This is a genomic window from Sunxiuqinia indica, from assembly GCF_009847015.1.
In the GTDB taxonomy this organism is placed as follows: Bacteria; Bacteroidota; Bacteroidia; order Bacteroidales; family Prolixibacteraceae; genus Sunxiuqinia; species Sunxiuqinia indica.
In genome coordinates, this window is record NZ_WVEM01000005.1 from 188,403 (window position 1) to 209,587 (window position 21,185).

The following is a 21,185-nucleotide window of genomic DNA, read 5'->3' on the forward strand; positions in this document are numbered from 1 at the left end:
AACTAACAGTCAAATGATTCACAACAAAAAGGTAGTTGTCGTTTTACCGGCATACAACGCAGCTAAAACGCTAAAAATCACTTATGATGAAATTGATTTCTCAATCGTTGATGATGTAATTTTAGTTGATGATCATAGCAATGACGACACCGTCGAAGTAGGCAAACAACTTGGAATTAAACACATCATCCGGCATGATCAGAACAAAGGCTATGGCGGAAATCAAAAAAGCTGCTACAACAAAGCAATTGAATTAGGAGCTGATATTGTGATCATGCTTCATCCGGACTACCAATACACTCCCAAACTGATTCCGGCCATGAGCCACTTGATTGGAAGCGGACTCTATCATGTTGTTTTAGGATCTCGCATTTTAGGAAGAGGTGCGCTAAAGGGTGGCATGCCAGTGATCAAATATGTCGCAAACCGCGGACTCACTTTTATCCAAAACCTTTTGATGAACGCCAAGCTTTCAGAATATCACACCGGTTATCGGGCATTTTCTCGTCAGGCGCTCGAAAAAGTTAACTTCAATGCAAATTCCGATAATTTTGTATTCGACAACCAGATGCTTGCTCAAATTTGGTATGCAGGTTACGAAATTGCGGAAATTACTTGTCCCACAAAATACTTTAACGATGCTTCAAGTATAAATTTACAAAACAGTACAATTTATGCTTTAGGCGTAATGCGAACCGCTGTTCAATATAGATTACAAAAATGGGGAATAGTGAAGGATAAAATATTTCGTGGGAACTAATAAACTTGAAAACAGGTATCATATTATCTTTCAAAATCCAATTGATCGTCTCCACTATTGTTAAGCGATCCGACCCACAACTGTCCTATTTGGAGAACAAAAGGGTAACCTGACTTTCACCCCATTGCTTAACCGCAGAAATAAGATCAAGTTTGGAGATAGACAGAGTGCTATAACACAGAAAACATCCTATTATCCCATTATTTAAACTTGATTTTAAACAACGCAAACCACCACATTTTCAGAAGCAATAGTCCATGTTTAAATCTAGAAATATTGGTATCTCCATAAATCCTCTCCTGATAGCGAATAGGCATATCGATAATTTTCAAATTGAGTTTATAGGCTCCGAAAAGCAAATCAAAATCTCCAAAAGGATCGAAATCTCCAAAATAAGATCGGTTAGCTGCTAGATTTAAATAGTCTTCACGAAACATCACCTTTGTCCCACACAGAGTATCCTTAATGGGCTGTTCTAGTAGCCAGCTAAATGCTAAGCTGAAAAATTTATTTCCTAAGGTATTCAAAAAACGCATGGCATTTTTCTCCATAGGATAAATTAGGCGAGTACCATTAATAAAACCACCCTTGTTTTGAGCAAGGGCACTGTAAAATTTAGGAAGCTGTTCGGGTGGTACAGTTAGATCTGCATCTAAAATCATCAATATATCTCCAGAAGCAATGCTATAACCAGCTCTAACGGCATCTCCTTTACCTTTTCCAGGTTGCTGCAATATTTTAATATCAAATGAATCTCTATATTTCCTTTTTATTTCCTGAATCCGTTCCCACGTATCGTCCGTTGAATTCCCCTCAACAAAAATAATTTCAATATGCTTACCAAAATCTGGCATTCGCAAAATAGCGTTTTCAATATTTCCGCTTTCATTGCGAGCAGGAATTAAAACACTTGTTGAATACTTCCTTTTTACCTCTTCTTCATCAATTTCTATAAATGGCTGAGCAAATGTATATTGATTCAATGCAAACCAATTAAAAATAGGAAGTCGCGAAATAAACTTGTTCAGAAAAGTTGATATCAACGGGACATAAAATGGAAAAATCATTGATGTATTTTGCTTGTATGTCTCAAAATCTGCTAAATACAATAGATTTGAAAGGTCTTTTGAAGATATCCAACTCTGCTTAGGACCTCTTCTTTTAATCCCAATTAGTTCTGCGAATTTGATAAATGGCTCCCAAAAAGCGCTGTAATAGGTCACGATAATTTTTGTATTGCAGTGACATACTCTATGTAACTGCTCAAAAACTTGCTGTATATCCGGCAAATAACCAACAAGATTAGAAAGAATAATTACGTCGTATTGTCTATTCAAGGTTATATCCTCAGCTGCCATACAAATAAACTCCAATGATGGAAACTGGCTTCGAGCTTCGCTGATCATCCTCTCACTAAAATCTATTCCGGTCTTTTCGTTGCCATTTATCTTTGCGAGCAATTCTCCGGTTCCACATCCGACCTCTAAAACAGAAGATGTTGAACTAATGAAAAAATTACAATAATCGGTGATGTTGTCCCAGTAGTAGCTTTTACTCTTTCGATATCTTATTCTGCTATCCGCTGCGGCATCGAAATATTCTTTTAAATCCTTCTTCTTTTTTTGATATATATCCATTTCTAATACAGTTTGATCACAGAGTAAAACAATGTGCAAAAATATAAAACTTCTTTAATAAGCTATTGAAGTTCAAATATACGATTACTATTTAGCGGCTATTAACAATCCTCTTAAAATAGGATATTACTTATTTTTTAATCGTGCAACGCATTGCTTTTATTTTTATTTTTGAAGAGCAATAGAAAGACGAGTATATTAAATCTATCAAATATCATCATCTATTTTAAGTCGAAACGCAATATGATGAAACTTCTGCAATCTTCTGTAAAGGCAAAATACTTATTAATCCTGATATTCCCTTTGTTCTATTTTTTTGCGGGACTTTACTTTCGTCTTATTCTTGAAGCTCCTTCATTACGATCCATTGACCCAGACTACGTATATTTCATGACTGGTCTGAACATATCTGAAGGCTTTCTAAAAGTCATCCACATTGATCATCCTGGTACACCTTTGCAATACTTGATTGCTTTGATTTTTAGAAGTACATGGTTATTTCGAGATAACCCAGATGGATACATCGCAGATGTATTGTCACACTCTGACCTTTATCTTTCTATCGTGAATATAAGTATCACTACCATTATAGCCATCTCTCTTCACGTTGCGGGGAAGTATGTATTAAACAAAACTAGATCTGTACTAGATGCTTTGCTTGTCCAAACGATTCCTCTCATTCCGGTTATTTTGTATGAAATTATCGGACGAATAGTGCCCGAACTGCTATTACCCTTACCCATAATTGGGTTAACGGTTTTTTTTATTGGACGCATTAGCAATAACAAGAAACAATATCAAAGGAATGATTTAATTCTTTTAAGCTTTTTTGTGGCTGTAGGCATATCCATAAAACTCACATTAATTCCAATTTGGATAATTCCAATTATTATTGTCAAGGGATTGAAAAAAAAACTTACAACAATTGTAATGTCATTCGTATTCTTTTTGATTATTGCGCTTCCGGTTACCCTAAACCTCGAGAAGTTTTGGAATTGGACAAAGGCACTTTTCATACATAGTGGACAATATGGAACCGGACAAGAAAACGTCATCAATATAGCTCAGTTTATTGAAAACCTGAAACAGATAGCGTCATTACAACCTCATTTTACGATCCTCGTCATTGGAACATTATTGACGATTATTATCCTTGAAATTTTGAGAAGGACTAAACGGCAAGGTAGGGTCAACAATAAAATCATCCTTGCAACTGCGATTTTGTTGTGCATTTTTGCTCAAACAATTATTTCAGGAAAACATTACGCCCCCAGGTACTTCATGCCAGCCCTCATGTTTACGCCATTGCTACTTTTCTTGTTCATTGAAATTCTAAAAGACTATATACCAGCCAAAATTTTCAAACCTGCCAAAGTAATTGTTCTTTCGGTATTCCTAGTCTGGACACTTTTACAACAATTTAAAACAATCGAATTCACATCAAGTGCATTTGAAAAACAGCTTGCAGCCAGAGTGAAAACTAAGAATTATGCAAGCACTTTTGAAGATGAAAGTATTAAGGTAATTGTATCTCAGGATTATGGAAGTCCTTTTACTGAATACGCACTCCAGTTCAGCATAATATGGTCAGCTCATCAGTTAAAGGCAAATTACACAAAAATTCTAGCACGAATGTATCCAACAACCTATCAATATACAACGTGGGATGGGCAATTCAGATATTGGGGAGAACCATTTAACTCGAAAATGATAATCGACAATAATATTCCTGTATATATTTATCTTGAAAAGAATACTAAAGATTTATATAATAAGACTATAGATAAACTTCGTGAAACGGGAAGCAATTTCAACGCAGAAAAAAAATTACTGTTTGAAAACCCTGTCAATGGAGAATGTCTTCTACAGTTGTTTATCTCTAATCCAGGTGAAAGCAATCCAAACATCACTAAATCCTCCACAATAGAATAATGCGGTATTTTAATACATATGGATTCATAGTATTGTTTGGCGTTTTTTTCTTAATCATTCTCTACAAAGTCATCCATGTTCCTGTAACTACCGATGAGGTTCCAACTGTCTTTTTCTATTCCAATTTTAGTTTTTGGCAGATTATGATGTATCCGGATAATATTCCTAATAATCATATTCTAAATACATTATTAGCAAAATACTGTATCGCTATTTTTGGAAAGGAACAATGGGCTATCCGTTTACCCAGTATGTTAAGCTTCATTGGTTTTGCTTATGGGGTATTCCGAATATTAAAACTTACTATAAAGCCTCACTCCTATTTTTGGTTGCCAGCAGCGATGCTTTTTATCAATCCATATTGGCTAGATTTTTTTGGACTGTGCAGGGGGTATGCAATTTCTACCACAATGGTCACTCTTTCGATCTGGCTTTTAATAGAAGGGTTTCGCTATAAGAAAACGATGTTCATTTGGCTGGGTTTATGTTCTTCTATTCTGGCTTCATATGCAAACTTTTCGGCGCTGATATTTTGGGCAGCAACATCGATAATAGCTTGGCTTTATTTTTTCTTTAAGGATAATAAAAACTTGATGAATATAATAAAACCCTCGCTAATCATTTTTTTCATTTCACTCGCCTACTTCGCCCTTATCCTGACTCCAATTTTAAAAATGAACAGTACAGATGAATTTCAGTATTGGACATCAAATGGATTTTATAAGGAAACAATTAAATCACTTATAATCAACTGGTGGTACGACTCGACTTTTCTTTCAACTATAAATTACAATTTTTGGGCATTATTAATTTTCTTAGTTCTCATTATCAATATTTACTATTTACTTAGAATATTTAATAACAATAAATCACCCAACAGCCATTACTATTCAACACTCATAACTACCGCCTTGCTACTCCTATCAGCAACCATCAATATTATTCAAACTAAAATATTAGGAACTCCCAACTTGAACGGAAGAACAGCATTGCTTTTTCTTCCGCTAGCATCTACATCTTTTGCTTGTGTATTAGGACTAATCCCAAGTTTCAAACAAAAATCGATAGAAAGAACAATAGCAATTTTTATTAGCTTTATTTTTCTGGTAAACTTATCGCATAGGGTTTCACTAAAAAAGGTAAAGGAATGGTACTATGATCAGAATACACTCGAAGTAATTGACTTCTTAAAAGAGAAAAGGAATCAAGATCAAGAACAGCTATCGTTAAAGACAAGTTGGTTCTTTCATCCTTCCTTCTACTTTTATTCTGATGCTAAAAAAACACCATGGATAGACTTGCAACCTTATGATTACGCTATAGATATTACTACTTCGGCTGAATATTATTATATTTTCGCTAAAGATTACGAATTGCTTGAGCCACGTTTCAAAATTGCTTATAAATTTAGTGACGACAGGTGGCTTCTTGAACAAAAATAGACTTACAACAAAAACAATGGACATCCTATGAGTCACTTTTTTTAACGAAAAAATTAAATTAAGTGCAGATAGCCCATTAAACTCAACAATTAATTTCGATTAGATGGTATATATCCCCTTAGTCAGCGTTTGGTGCTTTTGGTGAAAACCCCAAAGCCCATATTACCAAGTAATAGCCTTGGGTCTTATATGGTAAACAGCAAAACAAATGTTAATAAGATGACAGGCTGGATGAAACTGAAGTTAAGTTTTTGTATACCCAAAACGTTAAACATGAAGACTTCAGAATTTACCGTTTGAATAGTCGTCAGCAACCTGCCCATTTCGATGACATAAAGATTATCAAGCGAATTAAAAACTGATTATTTTATTCAATAACTTTTTAAACAGACCTTTAAACACCTCATTAGCAAATGCTTTCTATCCTTGTTCCAAACATACACTTGCATCTTTGATGACGAGGGAATTCTTGTGGACATTTTTACATTTAATTTCAGCTCCTCCCAACCACCACCAGATGAAACCAAATCAACATTTTCATAACGTAAATTAATCCCTTCCTTGTCTACCGAAAAAACCAATAAAACTTCTTCAGTACTTAATTTTTGAAAAGACTTATAATCAAGTGTCACTTCAACTTCAAGAGTTTCATAAAGCTGCAACACATTCGGTGTTAAACGTATAGTCGGGCTATACTCCTGACTGTTATCTAATTCCCACGCCTTGAATCCATCAACTTCCCGAACTCTCTCATCTTTATAGCCCTCGAAACTTAACGTTTTCTGATAATTGTCGGATAACACAATAGAATCATTTTTCATAGCTGATTTTTTAAATAACTGTACACTATAGTCATAACCGCCTAAAACAGTTACTTTTTCAAGAGGATAAAACGATTTGATCTTTTGAAGATTTGGGTCTATCTCCAAGGTTTCAAGTTGAACTCCTCCTTCGTTGGGGCCAAAATGGGCATCCCAAACCAATAAATCCCCCCAATTCATTGAATTTGACGGTTGCTGTTTATCTCCTACTCCCCAATTACATTGATTGATATCATAAGGATCGATATTTAATTCGTGGGTCAATACTGGATTAAAGTAGAAGAATTTCTTCTTTTCATGATTAAATCGTATGTAATCAGCACATTTCATTATTAATTGCTCAGTCGGATCTGCTTTAATTAAAACCCTATTTTGAGTAAATAATAGAAATATCTGTAGGCCTCCAAAAACAATCAAGATAGAGTTATATAAGCGTTTGCTCTTTAAATTCCGATCCAGAAAACCGATCCCTTCAACACAAGTTATTGCAGCAACTGGTATAATTGCGCCAATAACCCTTGTCAAACCAAGCGAACCTCCAGTACCTTTCCACCACACATAGCTGTGCGCTGCAAAATAGCCCAGCCAACTACCCACAACTACGATGTAAAATGAAATATTTACTGGATTAAATGACCTACTTCTAAATATTTCGATAGTCCAAACAAACAATCCAGTTACCAAGAAAAGTAAGAATGGGATACCAAAAATAAAATGACTGCTCTTAACAAAATGGAATAGGCTGCCACTTCCATAAATACTGTCTCCCATTGAGTATGGCATTTTATTGATCAGCCAAAAAGGATCATCAAACACAAGAAATCCGATAAAAGAATATAAAACAGTGCCTGTAAAAAGAAACAAAATCGGTTTAAATTGACGCCTCAGAATAATGGCAACTGCAAAGACCGGAAAAAGAACATAACCTTCTGTTCTTACAAATGGAATAAAAGAAATCAGTACGACTGAAAGCAAGTACTGGTTTTTATAAAACAGATAAACAGAAGAAACAAGAATGAAACTGAACAAAATCTCAGTTAAGCAGCTATTCATTAACAAAAAATATACGGGCGCAAATGCTGTCAGTATTAAGACAAATACTGAGGGAATAACCGAGAATCCTTTTGAAATGGTGTACTTATAAACAATCATGAGGGACAGAATAGCTACAATCAGATTAAACCCTTTTGCAACCTTAAACCCCAAAATGGTAAAAGGAGTTAGCAAAGTTGTATAAATAGGTTTACCCCACAAATCCAACAATAACTTTGGATGATTGATTGAATACCTAGCTGTTTGAAAATGTGTTATATTATCTGCACCGCCATAGGTTCCAGTATTAAAAAGAATGAAAAATACTTGTAATAAAACTAAGGCTGAAAAGAAGATATAGAGACTATGCTTCTCAATCTTTTTATCCATTTTGAAAACACTACTTTGTAAATAAATTATATTTCAAAATACACCACAAGGCACGAAAACCGTCCTGCCAATTGATCTTCTTTCCTTCTTCGTATGTACGGCCGTAATAAGAAATCCCGATTTCATAAACCCGAACTTTTGGTATGCGGGCAATTTTGGCTGTAACCTCCGGTTCAAATCCAAATCGATTTTCCTTTAAATCCAAACTTTTCACCATATCTGCCCTGAAAAGTTTATAACAGGTTTCCATGTCTGTCAAGTTCAGGTTGGTAAACATATTCGATAGTGTTGTAAGCAATTTGTTTCCAATAGAATGCCAGAAAAACAAAATGCGATGTGGATTTCCGCCCATAAAACGTGAGCCGTAAACCACATCGGCAAAGCCTTCAGCAATCGGCTTCAGCAGATCATTGTATTCTCTGGGATCATACTCCAGGTCGGCATCCTGAATAATCAAATAGTCACCTTTTGCTTCCTTGATGCCTCGATGCAAGGCCGCTCCTTTCCCCATATTTACGGGTTGCTGATAAAACTGAATGTCAACTTTTGGATGAGACTCGATGTATTTTTCAACAACTTCAACACTGTTGTCTGTAGAACAATCATTTACGATGATCATTTCTTTCGTAAAATCAAATTTCAATTCGACATCAACAACTTTATCCAGAAGCTGCGTGATGGTTTTTTCCTCGTTATAAACCGGAATAATAATCGAAAGTATCTGGCTCATTTAATTTCGTGCTAGTAGTTTACGAGTAGCAAATCTAAGAAAAAATAACACGTTTCAGCGCGTATTTCTCAAATTCAAATAAGGCCCTCTGGCTTTTGAATTCTCCCGTGATCTTTTAACTTTGATAAAAAACTACAGCATGGCTAAATCGTTTGTGAATTCGAATGCTAAGTTCGGCACCATGCCGGTCTTTCTTACAGCATTGTCCACGATATTGGGAGCAATCCTCTTTTTGCGTTTCGGCTGGGCCGTTGGACAGGTCGGATTTTGGGGAGTAATCGGCATCATTCTAATCGGTCACATCATCACCATCCCTACCGCTTTTGCTGTGGCCGAAATTGCAACCAACCAGCGGGTACAGGGAGGTGGGGCTTATTATATCATCTCGCGTTCCTTTGGGTTTAATATCGGTGGAGCTATTGGCTTGGCTTTATTTTTCTCACAAGCCATTTCTGTGGCCTTTTATGTTATTGCTTTTGGTGAAGCTTTTGAACCGGTAATTAATTTTTTAAACGACAACTATCAGTTGGGAATTGAAGACCGTAGGTGGATCTCGATTCCTTCAATGGCGATTTTATCCATTATTATTTTAGCCAAAGGTGCCAATATGGGCATGAAAGCGCTCTATTTTGTAGTCGCTATTCTGTTAACCTCTTTGGTGTTTTTTTTTATTGGCGATTCTCCGCTAAAACCACACGAAGTACATTTTCATTCACATATCCCCAATAACCTGAATTTCTTTTTTGTGTTTACGATCATCTTTCCCGCTTTTACGGGCCTGGCCGCAGGGCTTGGCTTATCAGGTGATTTAAAAGATCCGAAAAAATCAATTCCTCGCGGAACTCTTTGGGCAACAATTGTCGGCATGTTGGTGTACATTGCTGCTGCCTACAAATTCACCATTTCTGCCAGTCCTGAAGAATTGGTAGCTGATCAGCTGATTATGCAACGCATTGCTATTTGGGGTCCCATTATCCCGGTGGGTTTAGCAGCAGCTTCACTCAGTTCGGCTCTGGGATCCATTATGGTTGCTCCACGAACCTTACAAGCTATCGGATACGACGATATCTTTCCTCAAAAATGGCTGAACCGTTGGTTTGCCAAAGGAAAAAAAGCCGACAATGAGCCTATCAATGGTTCAATTGTCACCATCATCATCGCCTTCTTTTTTATTGCGATTGGCGATATCAACTTTGTAGCTCAAATTATCTCCATGTTTTTCATGGTTACTTATGCGGCTATTTGCATGGTTTCATTTTTAGAGCATTTTGCAGCCGATCCGGCCTATCGGCCAACTTTCCGCAGCAAATGGTATATTTCATTAATTGGTGCCATTTTTTCCTTCTGGATCATGTTTCAAATGAATATGCTATATGCAGCCTTTTCGGTAATTATTATGGCCATGATTTACTTCATTATCACCTACCATAGCAAGGAAAGACGCGGATTAAATAAGCTATTTAGAGGTGTGGTTTTTCAACTGAGCCGACAGTTGCAAATATTTGCGCAGCGGGCAGACAAAGAAGACCGTGAAGTTAGCTGGCGTCCTTTTGGTGTATGCATTTCGCACGATACTTTTAAACGTAGAAGCGCCTTTGATGTGATGCGCTGGCTTTCGTATAAATATGGGTTTGGTACGTATATTCATTTTATCAAAGGCTACCTCAACGAAGAAACCAACCAGGCCTCGAAAGAATCTCTGAAACGATTAATCAACCTCTCACACGGCAGCAAAAATAGGGTGTACCTCGACACCATTATATCTCCTTCTTATACGTCGGCTATTGCACAAGTAGTGCAGCTTTCCGGCATTTCAGGAAAAGGGAATAATTTGATTTTATTTGAATTTTCGCGCACCGAACCGGAAACCTTAAAAGAAATACTTCCCAATTACAAAATGATTGAATCGGCCGGATTTGATGTTTGCATTTTAAATACCTCATACAAAAGCTTTGGGTACAAAAGAGAACTGCACATCTGGATTCGTCCTGATGATTTTGAAAATGCCAATCTGATGATTTTGCTGGGATATATTATCCTTGGACACCCGGATTGGAAAAAAGGAGTCATCAAAATTTTTGCCTTATTCCCTAAAGAAGATGTGGTTGACAAACGCCAGCAACTACTGGATCTGGTAAAAGAAGGACGCCTGCCAATCAGTCCCTCCAATATTGAAATGGTTCCCTACGAAAAAGGAAGTCGTAAAAATGTAATTTCGACATACTCAGAGGACGCCGACTTAACTCTAATTGGCTTTAGAAATGAGATGCTTAAAGGAAGTTTTGAGTTCTTTGATGGTTACGTTGACTTGGGGAACATTCTATTTGTAAGTGCCAATAAGGCCAAGGATATCGAATAATTCCAAAGAATTACCGTTATATTTGATGATACAAAAGACGAAAAACTATGGAGCGCATCGCAATATTTCCAGGCTCGTTCGATCCATTTACCATTGGACACGAGAGCATTGTAAAAAGAGCTTTACCCTTGTTCGATAAAATTGTTATCATGATCGGGTTTAATTCAAATAAAAAATCGTTTTTCCCATTGGAGAAACGCATGAAATGGATCAATCAAATATTTGACGATGAACCCAAAATAGAGGTAAAAAGTCATGAAGGCTTAACGGTCGATTTTTGCAAACTGGTTGATGCCAAATACATTTTAAGAGGTCTGCGAACCTCATCCGATTTTGAATACGAACGAGCAATTGCTCAGGTAAATAAGAAAATGCATCCTGAACTGGAAACTGTTTTCCTACTCACAAAACCGGAGCATACTCCTGTAAACTCATCCATTGTTCGCGATATTATTCTACACGATGGCGATGCCAGTATGTTTCTTCCACAAAAATTAAACATGAATGAATTTAAGAAAGATGAAGCTTAAAAAACTCCTTCTTTTTTTCATCTTCCTGATCAGTACTTGTTGTTTCTCGTTTGCCCAACAAAACACCACTATTTCAGGATTGGCTGATGATTACGCCGGCTATACAATTAACATTTATCAAACAACCGATCCTATTTCGGAGACGAAACAAGCAATTACTTCACTTAACATTGGTGCTGATGGATCATTTCATTCAACATTTGAGTTAACGGAAACCACCTATGCCGAAGCTGAATTTGACGCCTATCAAGCCTCCATTTATCTGCAGGCCGGCGAAAGTTACGAATTGATTTTTCCACCCCTAAAAAGAGTTTCGCCTGCACAAAAAAGAAACCCCTTTTTCCAATACGATGAACTTGCTTTTGCCACAAAGAGCAACGACCCCACTGAACTGAACAGACTGATTCAACAATTTGAACTGGCTTACCTAAAGGAGGAAACCAAGTATTTCAACGAAATATATCATCGCCAATCGAAAGCTGCCGTCGATTCATTGAAAAATCACCTGACGTTACGCTTCCCAAAAACAGGAAACAGCTATTTTGAAAATTACAAATTCTATAGAATTGCCTTCGCCGAATTTGCCTTGCAACGTGAGCAACCGGGCGAACTAATCCAAAAGTACTTCATCAATCACAAACCAAATCTTGATCTTCCGCCATGCGCCCGGTTATTCACGCAACTTTTTTCTGATTACTTCGCTTTTGAAGCCAACCAAATTCGGGGCACTGAGTTTAAACGGTTGGTAGCGCAAGCCAAGCTTTCAGGCATCGAAGACCATTTCATGACCAACAATGGCTGGGATAAAAACCTGAGCCGTTTGGTTATTTTACAATCCATTAAGGACGCCTATAAACAGGGGCAGTTCTCGCCTCGAAGTATAAAGCACCTGCTTGATAAAATACAAGATAGCGACTGGGCAACATCAAAAAAAGAGATTGCTCAAAGACTTAAAAAGAAAATATCTTATCTGGAACCTGGAACTGAGGCACCAAACTTCAACATGACGGACTTTAATGGTGTAAAGTATCAACTGACTGACTTTAATGACAAATACGTTTACCTGAACTTTACTCGAGTGGCAAACCCAATCTGTCGTCAGCATTTAGATCAACTAAAAAAGTCGTCGGCTCTCCTGCAACAGAACTTGCACATATTAAACCTGATTATGCCGGATGAAGCCAGTAAAAAAGAACTGATACAACAACAAGAATGGGCGGGTGATTTTTTTATTGTTGATAAGCAAACAGCAGATGAATATCAGGTAAGTACTTTCCCCATGGCTTACCTTATTGATAAAAAAGGGAAGCTGGTTTTCTCTCCAGCACCGAATCCACTCGATGGTTTTGAACAACGATTTTTGAATCTCTTAAAACAAAAAAGGATAGAAGAATTACGCCATCAGGGCAAGTAAGGCTTTAGTAAATCTTGCAAATTACCATACGTATTTTGATAAAACTTTTGCAAATCATCGCATGAAACCCAACGAGCTTCTTCGATTTGCTCCTCAACCTGAGGCACTAATTTTTCTTGTTCTGAATACGTCATCTCGTACCAATGTGTTTCTTTCAGCACCCAGTTATTTTTCTTTTTGATGTAGGGCGAACGGTATAAATGAAAAGTTGATGGTAACTGATGAGTAATTTTGAGTTTACCAATACCGCACTCTTCCTCGACCTCTCGAACTGCTGCATCTTCCGGCAATTCATTTTTCTCAATCTTGCCTTTGGGCAAATCCCACTTGCCCATTCTTTTAATCATTAATAGTTTTTGCTTATTATTGATAACAAGACCTCCGGCAGCAGGTATCTGTGTTATATTATTCTTAAGCAATTGCATTAAATTCTGACCGTTTTTACTGATAATTATCAGTTTTACAACACATTTACTGCTCTCCAATTTTGAAAAAAGTTTGAAAACATCGACAACGTCCTCAATTTCAACAACATTAATGACATCACCATTAGATGAACAATCGATTTCATCATCCCAAAACAGCTGATGTTCATTCAAAAAAACTTTGTACATTTGCCGTGAAATTCAGTCATAAAACAATTAACATTATGCAAGACATTTATGTAGAGGTAACTAAGAAACTCGTACAAATTAACACAATAAAAATTCAACCATCAAACCCATTTACATGGGCATCAGGGTGGAAGGCTCCTATCTACTGTGACAACAGAAAGATTTTATCATATCCCGAAGCACGCACGTTTATCAGAGATCAGTTTGTAAAACTGATAAAAGAACAATACCCAGATGCAGAAGTAATCGCAGGTGTAGCAACCGGCGCTATTGCTCATGGAATGTTGGTAGCTCAGGAATTAGGTTTGCCTTTTATTTATGTTCGGGCAACTCCTAAAAATCATGGTTTGGAAAACCTTATTGAAGGCGACTTAAAAGCCGGCCAGAAGGTGGTTGTTATTGAAGACTTGGTTTCAACTGGAGTTAGTAGCTTAAAAGCAGCTGAAGCAATCTCAAACTTTGGAGGCGAGATTTTGGGAATGATGGCTATTTTCACATACAATTTCCCGCTTGCAAAAGAGAACTTTGAAAAAGCAGGAATTGAGCTGACAACATTAAGCCGTTACAAAACGTTACTAGAAGTGGCTTTGGAATCAGGCGAAATCAAACAATCGCAGATTGAGTCGTTAAATGAGTGGCGTCGAAACCCATCCGAGTGGGGTAAATAAGTAAATTACTTTAACAACATATCATTATTCCCCGGACACACATTCCGGGGATTTTTTTTGGAGAAAAAATTATGGCACTAAGTAAGTACACAAGCGATATCAAATTTATCGATCAAAACGAAGAAGTGGTCTTTAACTATTTGTCCAATTTCGATAACTTCTCACACTACCTAAACGAAAGCGTGTTAGAAAAAGTTAGTCAACAAGTTCCTCAAATAAAGGTTACTGACTTTGAGTCAGACAATGATTCCTGTCGTTTTAATATTACAGGTATGGGACAATCCGAGATCCGAATTGTGAACAGAGAGCCTTTTAAAACAATAAAAATAGAAAGTTCGGGCAAGCTTCCGGTAGAAATTACATTCTGGATTCAACTGATGGCTGTAACGCCTTCGCAAACAAAAATGAAGTTGACTTTGCACGCAGAAATGGGGATGATGATTAAAATGATGGCCGGCAAAAAGCTTGAAGCGGGAATTAACCAATTGGCCAACATGTTGGCTCAACTCCCCTATCGCTAATCGGAGCTATTGATGAAAAATTACAACTTCTTTAACCTTATCAGGTCTTAAACTGTTATCATTGTCAATAAAGAAATAAAGTCGTCATGGAATTATTTAGGAAAGAAGACAAGATGTCAAGCTTAATTGGTGCAAACTATAACCTGCTACCAGTCATTAATCGTTTTGGAATCCGGCTGGGATTCAAGGAAAAATCGATTGATGAAGTTTGTACTGAAAACAAGATTCACACAGATTTTTTTCTGGCTATTGTTAATACCTACACTGACGAAGGCTATTTTCCGGAAGCTGAACTGCTATCCTTTTCACCGCTTCTGATAATTGAATATCTGAAAAACACGCACCGCTACTATATTGAATATGTCTTACCAAAAATTGAACGGTTATTAAACAAAGTTATCGAAAGCTGCACTGAAGATTGTTCCAGCCTAAAAATGATCAACTCGTTCTATCAGAAATACAAGGCTGAGCTTTTAATTCACCTAAACTTAGAAGACGAGAAGGTTTTTCCATATATCATTAACCTGTACAAAGAGAAAACGCTAAATAGCGACGGATCCTCCATTGAAGTTCTGGAAAACGAACATACCAATGTTGAAGTGAAATTAAGCGACTTGAAAAATCTGATCATCCGTCATCTGAGTCCAAACTATGAGGACAATACCATGAACGAATTTTTAACGGCTCTTTTTCAATTCGAAAACGACCTGAACGATCATGCCCGAATTGAAGATCACATTTTAATTGTTCAAGTAATGGAGTTTGAAAAGGAACTGGGAAAATGAAAGAAAATGTTTTCATAATACATCGCTCAGAGATTATCAGAAAGGGCTTGTCGTTAATTCTGCAGGATTATTTCAAAATGGAAATAACCCAATTGAATTCAACAAAAGATTTGAATTCATTTACCGGAATTACAAACAGCTCTATTATTTTGATTTTGGAAGCTCAGACTGAGGTAAACTCAAAAGCAGTCGATCTACTCAAAAAGAATAACGATGTATACTTGGTGGGCTTTTACAATGATGATCAGGTTTTGGAACAGAACGACTCAGTAGATTATCAGCTGAATCAATTTTCATCTTCCATGCAAATTCAAAAGCTGATCCAGATCATTCGGCAAGCAGGAGCAAAAAAGAAAAACGGAAATTCGGACAATGGAGAATTAACTGTTCGGGAAAAAGAAGTGATCAGACTAATTGCAGTTGGATTGGCCAATAAAGAAATTGCCGAGAAACTATTCATTAGTATCCATACCGTTATCTCTCACCGAAAAAACATCACTGAAAAACTTGGCATCAAATCCATATCCGGATTGACTGTGTATGCCATCATGAACAACCTGCTCGATATTCAAGATATCAACCCCGAAGAGTTGATCTGAAAAACCCCAACATTTAGGGATTGATTGCTCAGCTGTTCTTTTTCAATTTTGTACGAGAGCGAAACGAAGTCGGATGAAACGTGCGTATAAAATTACAAGTGCACAAGAGTATGCCGATCTTATGCGAACTCCGAACTTTGCAATAAAAACATACCAATAATAGTGTATATGAAAAAGGTCAGCAAAAACGGACAACTATTTGTTTGCAACACATGCAACAAAATTCATCTTGAGTTTGGAAATATTGGGATGGATTTTAAATCACCGAAAAAGCTTCAAGAGCTTCTGGGGTATCTAAACACAGTGAATTCCAATCATTTTGAAAATGAAATTTTAGCAAACAATTACCGAAGAAAAATCCTGATTCCTTTTGCCACGACCAGCGTAAAACTTTTACTTTCAGAACAAGAGATCATCGAACTAATTGAGTTGATTAATAGCTTTCTTGCTCAAGATTCAGCATCAAACAAAACGTTTAGCCGATTTGCCAACCTCCGGTCAATTAGTTCGATTAAAAGCATCATTCTAAACTAGTTTTTTTCATTAAAAACGACTATAAAAAAGGCCCTATCTTTCGATAGAGCCTTGCCGTATTAATTATAAAAATCTAGTAAATCGCTTTCATTGCAGCCATAGCACTACGCAATTCCTCACCAATAATTTCAACGTTATGGTAACGAATTTCAGCATTCACTTCAATGAGTTTTTTGTTGTCAACATGGTTGTCAAAACCTTCGCCGAAAGTTTCACCAATCACATCAGTTTCAATTTTTTTCATGAAATCGCCCAACAATGGCTTGCAAGCATGGTCGAATAAATAACAACCATATTCTGCAGTATCAGAAATCACCCGGTTCATTTCAAACAATTTTTTACGGGCAATCGTGTTTGCAATCAGCGGAGTTTCGTGTAACGACTCGTAATAAGCAGATTCTTCTTTGATACCGGCCTCTGTCATTGTTTCGAAGGCCAACTCAACACCTGATTTTACAAAGGCAACCAACAACACGCCATTATCGAAATATTCCTGCTCACTAATTTCCTCATCAGATGCAGGCGTTTTTTCGAAAGCAGTTTCGCCTGTTGCAGCTCTCCAGGTCAACAAGTTCTTGTCATCGTTCGCCCAATCTTCCATCATGGTTTTCGAGAATTCGCCTGACATGATATCATCCATATGTTTCTGGAACAATGGACGCATAATGTCTTTTAACTCTTCAGCCAACTCAAAAGCTTTGATTTTTGCAGGATTCGACAAACGATCCATCATGTTGGTAATACCACCGTGCTTCAATGCTTCGGTTATCACTTCCCATCCATATTGAATCAATTTTGAAGCATAAGCAGGTTCGATTCCCTTCTCAATCATTTTATTGAATGACAAAATTGAACCGGTTTGCAACAACCCACAAAGAATTGTTTGCTCCCCCATTAAGTCTGATTTTACTTCAGCCACAAAAGAAGAACGAAGTACACCGGCTTTATGACCACCTGTAGCAGCAGCGTAAGCTTTTGCAATTTCAAATCCATCACCTTTGGGATCATTTTCCGGATGAACGGCAATCAAAGTAGGAACACCAAAACCACGCTTGTACTCTTCGCGTACTTCAGACCCCGGAGATTTTGGAGCAACCATTATAACCGTAAGGTCTTTACGAATTTGCATACCTTCCTCAACAATATTAAATCCATGTGAGTATGAAAGCGTAGCTCCTTCTTTCATCAACGGCATAACCGACTTAATTACATTCGTGTGCTGTTTATCCGGAGTCAGATTGATTACCAAGTCGGCAGCGGGCAGCATCTCTTCGTAAGTGCCAACTTTAAAACCGTTGTCAACCGCATTTTTATACGACTGACGCTGCTCCTTGATTGCCGCTTCACGTAAGGTGTACGACACATCCAAGCCAGAATCACGCATGTTTAATCCCTGGTTTAATCCTTGGGCGCCACAACCAACGATAACAACCTTTTTACCTTCCAGCTTTTTTACACCATCAGCGAATTCTGACTGATCCATGAATTCGCAGGTTCCTAATTGTTCCAATTGCAAGCGCAAAGGAAGTGTATTAAAATAATTTGCCATTGTTAATGATTTTATTTGTTTCTAATCGATTTTTAACTTACAGAATACAAAGCAAAAGAATAATCGGCAGAAAGTCGAGTAAAAAACCATGTTTTTATGGTAATTTTCATGGATTTATTTTTGAAAAAAACGAACCACACAAATCTACAGACTAATTAACAAATAGTTACAAAACAATTCGAGATGGTAATTTTCGACTCACCGCGCTATTTCGGATCGGTATTGCAGAGGAGAAAATCCCGATTCACGTTTGAAGAATTTCGTGAAATAAGACTGATCTTCAAAACTAAATTGATTCGCGATTTCAGCAACACTTAAACTGGTATGAACCAACAGGCGTTTGATTTCCATCACCTGCTTGGCCTTGATTATTTGACTGGAAGTTTTGCCTGTATAATGCTTTACGGTCTGGGTTAAATGATTGGGTGTAACCGCCAGTCGGGCTGCATACTCCTTTAGCGATAGGTTTTGGTAATTATTTTCTTCAACCAGTTGATAAAACCTCTTAACAAGCAAATACCCTTTCCCTTTTGTTTCGAGATTTTCTTCCGTTTTATACCTTGACGTACAAGTCGTCAACATCAGATCAAGTAAAGAGCGTAATGAGTCCAATAAATTAGTGTGGTTGTTTCTCAGCTCGGAGATACTCCGCAAAAACAATTGCTTCAGGAATTGAATGTCCTCATCCTTCTCCAATTGTAACGGAGGGTTATCTTGACGCAAATTATAAAAGAAAGGAAACTCAATCAAACTATTTTGATTGCTTCGGTTAGCCAAGTAGAAATCAGCGGTAAAAATAAAAATGTAACCTTCAATATCGTTCGAAAACTCAATCTTGTGGGCTTGCCCGGGCGACATGAAAAATACACATGGCGGGGTTATCTCATACTTATTACTGTCAATCACATGAAATCCAGAACCTTTCATCAGGTAAAGCACCTCAAAAAAATCATGTCTATGTGGATATTTGACGCTAAAGTGACGCTTAGCATCAAACACTTCAACTTGAAACTGCTGGCTTTTTCGTTCCGGCGAACTAAAGTTATGCAGGCTGTAAACGGGTATGTGGTTAGAAATTTGTTTCATTCAATAAGACTAACGGACAATGAACTACGAAATTACAAACAAAACGTTTAAATCAAATGACGGAATTGTTTTCGATAAGCACTCGGCGTCAGTCCGGTGATTTTCTTGAATTGCTTATTAAAATGACTCAGGTTATTAAACCCACTATCCAGGCTAACTTCCAAAATTCCATGATTTTCATCCATTAATAATTTGCAGGCCAGGTCAATTTTTAATTGGTTGAGGTATTCAAACAGCGTTATTTTCATCTGGGATTTGAAATACCGGCATAATGAGCCCTCGGCCATGTTAACCAACGACGCCAGCTTTTTCAGATCAACATCTTCCTGGAAATTATTCATCAGGTATTCATGAATCATGGCGATTCGCTTGTTGTTTGTCGAGAACCTTTTAGCCAGGTAGTCATCACTGGCTAATAGGGTATTCGATTCGCTTTTCCCAATAATATCCATCATTTTATAAAATTGAATTAAGCGATTAAAGCTTGTCATATAGGGTAGCTGAAGCATAATTTCACTGACTTCATTCAGTGTTTGTCCAACGATTTGTATCCCTTTTTCGGAATATTCAACAGCTTTTGAAACATTCTTAAATTCGGGAAGAGTCAGCAGCTTTTGAGGGATTACATCATGAGTGAATTGTAGATTAACCATTTCCAGTGTTCTTCCGGAAAGTGTGTGTTGTTTGTCTGAAATCCACACATGGGGCAATTTACCTCCGATGAAGATTAGATCCCCCGGATGAAATTCAACGATTGAATCGGCAACAATCCTCTTGCCACTACCTTCGGTTATGAAGCTTATTTCAAAACAGTTATGATAATGCCACGTACTTTTGTCGAGATTATCCTGAAATATTCCGATGTGAAAGGATTCGTATTCGGTTAATTTTATTTCTTCATATAAAGCCTTCATTATTGTGTATTATGAACAGATTTTATCATACATGTGAATATAGCATCAAAAGTGGTAAAAATAGTAGTAGTATTCAAGTAAAAAGCCACGTAATTTTACACTATGTCTTAAGAGTCAAAAAACTAAGTCAAATAAAACGTCAAACTTATGAGTGAAATTCTTGAAAAATTATTCGAAGCGGTTGAATTTGGGAAAGCAGATAAAGCTTCACCGTTCCCTCCGCAATTGAAAGGGCAGGATGGTGCGAACGAATTAACCAAAAATGCACTTGATGCTGATGTTGATCCTAAAGATATTCTGGAGCAAGCGCTCATTCCTGCAATGGAACGCGTCGGCAAGAAATTTTCTGAGCAAAAAATATTTGTTCCGCAAATGCTGATGTCGGCTAAGGCAATGGGAGCTTCAATGGTGCAATTGAAGCCATTTTTTGCGTCGGGAAAAATTAAGGAAAAAGGAACTTTTATAATAGGCACCGTAAAAGGCGATTTGCATGATATTGGAAAAAACCTGGTCTCGATGATTGTTGAAGGAGGTGGTTGGAAAATCGTTGATTTGGGAGTAGATGTCAGTGAGGACAAATTCCTGGAAAAAATTGATGAATATCCCAATGCCGTGATTGGCCTTTCTGCTTTGCTTACAACAACAATGGTGAATATGGAAGATATCGTCAAAGCCATAAGAACCAAAAAACCAGACGCAAGGGTGTTAATTGGCGGTGCACCGATCAACGACGATTTTTGTCAAAAAATAGGCGCTGATTATTATGCAGCGGATCCACAGAAGGCAGTTGAGTATTTAAATAAAATCGCCTCTTAATTAGTTATATATCAGCTTATTTGTAAACTTTATGCATGTCACGTGATTGTGG

General features: G+C 37.2%; 19 protein-coding genes. 12 read left to right on the forward strand and 7 right to left on the reverse strand.

Annotated elements, in window-relative coordinates:
- Positions 1-13 precede the first annotated feature (13 nt).
- Positions 14-760: a glycosyltransferase family 2 protein gene (locus tag GR929_RS09490; protein ID WP_159519123.1), complete on the forward strand. Its 747-nt coding sequence runs from the start codon at positions 14-16 to the stop codon at positions 758-760.
- 200 nt (positions 761-960) lie between these two features.
- Here the strand turns inward: GR929_RS09490 and GR929_RS09495 are convergent, their stop codons facing one another.
- The gene (locus tag GR929_RS09495) at positions 961-2,436 is read right to left on the reverse strand and encodes a glycosyltransferase (protein WP_235934232.1); all 1,476 of its coding nucleotides are present in this window, start codon (positions 2,434-2,436) and stop codon (positions 961-963) included.
- A gap of 204 nt (positions 2,437-2,640) precedes the next feature.
- Between GR929_RS09495 and GR929_RS09500 the strand changes: the two genes are divergently transcribed.
- Positions 2,641-4,329 carry a hypothetical protein gene (locus GR929_RS09500; RefSeq protein ID WP_159519125.1) on the forward strand — a complete coding sequence of 563 codons (1,689 nt, stop codon included), beginning with the start codon at positions 2,641-2,643 and terminating at the stop codon, positions 4,327-4,329.
- On the forward strand, positions 4,329-5,771 hold the full coding sequence (locus tag GR929_RS09505) for a hypothetical protein (protein ID WP_159519127.1): 1,443 nt from the start codon (positions 4,329-4,331) through the stop codon (positions 5,769-5,771). Before GR929_RS09500 ends, GR929_RS09505 begins: the two co-directional genes overlap by 1 nt.
- 371 nt (positions 5,772-6,142) lie before the next feature.
- On the opposite strand, the gene GR929_RS09510 is transcribed toward GR929_RS09505, so the two are convergent.
- Positions 6,143-8,014: a hypothetical protein gene (locus GR929_RS09510; protein ID WP_159519129.1), complete on the reverse strand. Its 1,872-nt coding sequence runs from the start codon at positions 8,012-8,014 to the stop codon at positions 6,143-6,145.
- A gap of 10 nt (positions 8,015-8,024) precedes the next feature.
- The gene (locus GR929_RS09515; protein ID WP_159519131.1) at positions 8,025-8,744 is read right to left on the reverse strand and encodes a glycosyltransferase family 2 protein; all 720 of its coding nucleotides are present in this window, start codon (positions 8,742-8,744) and stop codon (positions 8,025-8,027) included.
- Positions 8,745-8,883: 139 nt separating this feature from the next.
- Here GR929_RS09515 and GR929_RS09520 point away from each other — a divergent pair, with 139 nt between their 5' ends.
- Genes GR929_RS09520 through GR929_RS09530 form a run of 3 tightly spaced genes read left to right on the forward strand, consistent with a single transcriptional unit; the run spans position 8,884 to position 13,047 of the window.
- Positions 8,884-11,103: an APC family permease gene (locus GR929_RS09520; RefSeq protein ID WP_159519132.1), complete on the forward strand. Its 2,220-nt coding sequence runs from the start codon at positions 8,884-8,886 to the stop codon at positions 11,101-11,103.
- Between the two features lie 47 nt (positions 11,104-11,150).
- Positions 11,151-11,633 carry a pantetheine-phosphate adenylyltransferase gene (coaD, locus tag GR929_RS09525; RefSeq protein ID WP_159519134.1) on the forward strand — a complete coding sequence of 161 codons (483 nt, stop codon included), beginning with the start codon at positions 11,151-11,153 and terminating at the stop codon, positions 11,631-11,633.
- On the forward strand, positions 11,608-13,047 hold the full coding sequence (locus GR929_RS09530; protein WP_159519136.1) for a peroxiredoxin family protein: 1,440 nt from the start codon (positions 11,608-11,610) through the stop codon (positions 13,045-13,047). Before coaD ends, GR929_RS09530 begins: the two co-directional genes overlap by 26 nt.
- On the opposite strand, the gene GR929_RS09535 is transcribed toward GR929_RS09530, so the two are convergent.
- Positions 13,035-13,661 (reverse strand): NUDIX hydrolase, encoded by a 627-nt coding sequence (locus tag GR929_RS09535; RefSeq protein WP_159519138.1) that lies wholly within the window; start codon positions 13,659-13,661, stop codon positions 13,035-13,037. The genes GR929_RS09530 and GR929_RS09535 overlap by 13 nt on opposite strands.
- A gap of 35 nt (positions 13,662-13,696) precedes the next feature.
- On the opposite strand from GR929_RS09535, the gene pyrE reads away from it, so the two are divergent.
- From pyrE to GR929_RS09560, 5 genes are all read left to right on the forward strand, one after another.
- Complete coding sequence (pyrE, locus tag GR929_RS09540) at positions 13,697-14,329, forward strand: orotate phosphoribosyltransferase (protein WP_159519140.1); 633 nt, start codon at positions 13,697-13,699, stop codon at positions 14,327-14,329.
- Between the two features lie 71 nt (positions 14,330-14,400).
- The gene (locus GR929_RS09545) at positions 14,401-14,850 is read left to right on the forward strand and encodes an SRPBCC family protein (RefSeq protein ID WP_159519142.1); all 450 of its coding nucleotides are present in this window, start codon (positions 14,401-14,403) and stop codon (positions 14,848-14,850) included.
- 86 nt (positions 14,851-14,936) lie between these two features.
- On the forward strand, positions 14,937-15,635 hold the full coding sequence (locus GR929_RS09550) for a hemerythrin domain-containing protein (RefSeq protein WP_159519144.1): 699 nt from the start codon (positions 14,937-14,939) through the stop codon (positions 15,633-15,635).
- Entirely contained in the window at positions 15,632-16,234 is a 603-nt protein-coding gene (locus GR929_RS09555; protein WP_235934234.1) for a LuxR C-terminal-related transcriptional regulator, read from the forward strand. Before GR929_RS09550 ends, GR929_RS09555 begins: the two co-directional genes overlap by 4 nt.
- 168 nt (positions 16,235-16,402) lie before the next feature.
- Positions 16,403-16,768 carry a DUF6686 family protein gene (locus tag GR929_RS09560; protein WP_159519145.1) on the forward strand — a complete coding sequence of 122 codons (366 nt, stop codon included), beginning with the start codon at positions 16,403-16,405 and terminating at the stop codon, positions 16,766-16,768.
- A 73-nt stretch (positions 16,769-16,841) separates the two neighbouring features.
- On the opposite strand, the gene ilvC is transcribed toward GR929_RS09560, so the two are convergent.
- The 3 genes from ilvC to GR929_RS09575 all read right to left on the reverse strand — a co-directional run bounded on the left by ilvC (position 16,842) and on the right by GR929_RS09575 (position 20,317).
- Entirely contained in the window at positions 16,842-18,317 is a 1,476-nt protein-coding gene (ilvC, locus tag GR929_RS09565) for a ketol-acid reductoisomerase (protein WP_159519147.1), read from the reverse strand.
- 198 nt (positions 18,318-18,515) lie between these two features.
- Complete coding sequence (locus GR929_RS09570; RefSeq protein WP_159519149.1) at positions 18,516-19,403, reverse strand: AraC family transcriptional regulator; 888 nt, start codon at positions 19,401-19,403, stop codon at positions 18,516-18,518.
- A gap of 47 nt (positions 19,404-19,450) precedes the next feature.
- Positions 19,451-20,317 carry an AraC family transcriptional regulator gene (locus GR929_RS09575; RefSeq protein ID WP_159519151.1) on the reverse strand — a complete coding sequence of 289 codons (867 nt, stop codon included), beginning with the start codon at positions 20,315-20,317 and terminating at the stop codon, positions 19,451-19,453.
- 147 nt (positions 20,318-20,464) lie between these two features.
- On the opposite strand from GR929_RS09575, the gene GR929_RS09580 reads away from it, so the two are divergent.
- The gene (locus tag GR929_RS09580; RefSeq protein WP_159519153.1) at positions 20,465-21,133 is read left to right on the forward strand and encodes a cobalamin B12-binding domain-containing protein; all 669 of its coding nucleotides are present in this window, start codon (positions 20,465-20,467) and stop codon (positions 21,131-21,133) included.
- The last annotated feature ends 52 nt before the right edge of the window (positions 21,134-21,185 follow it).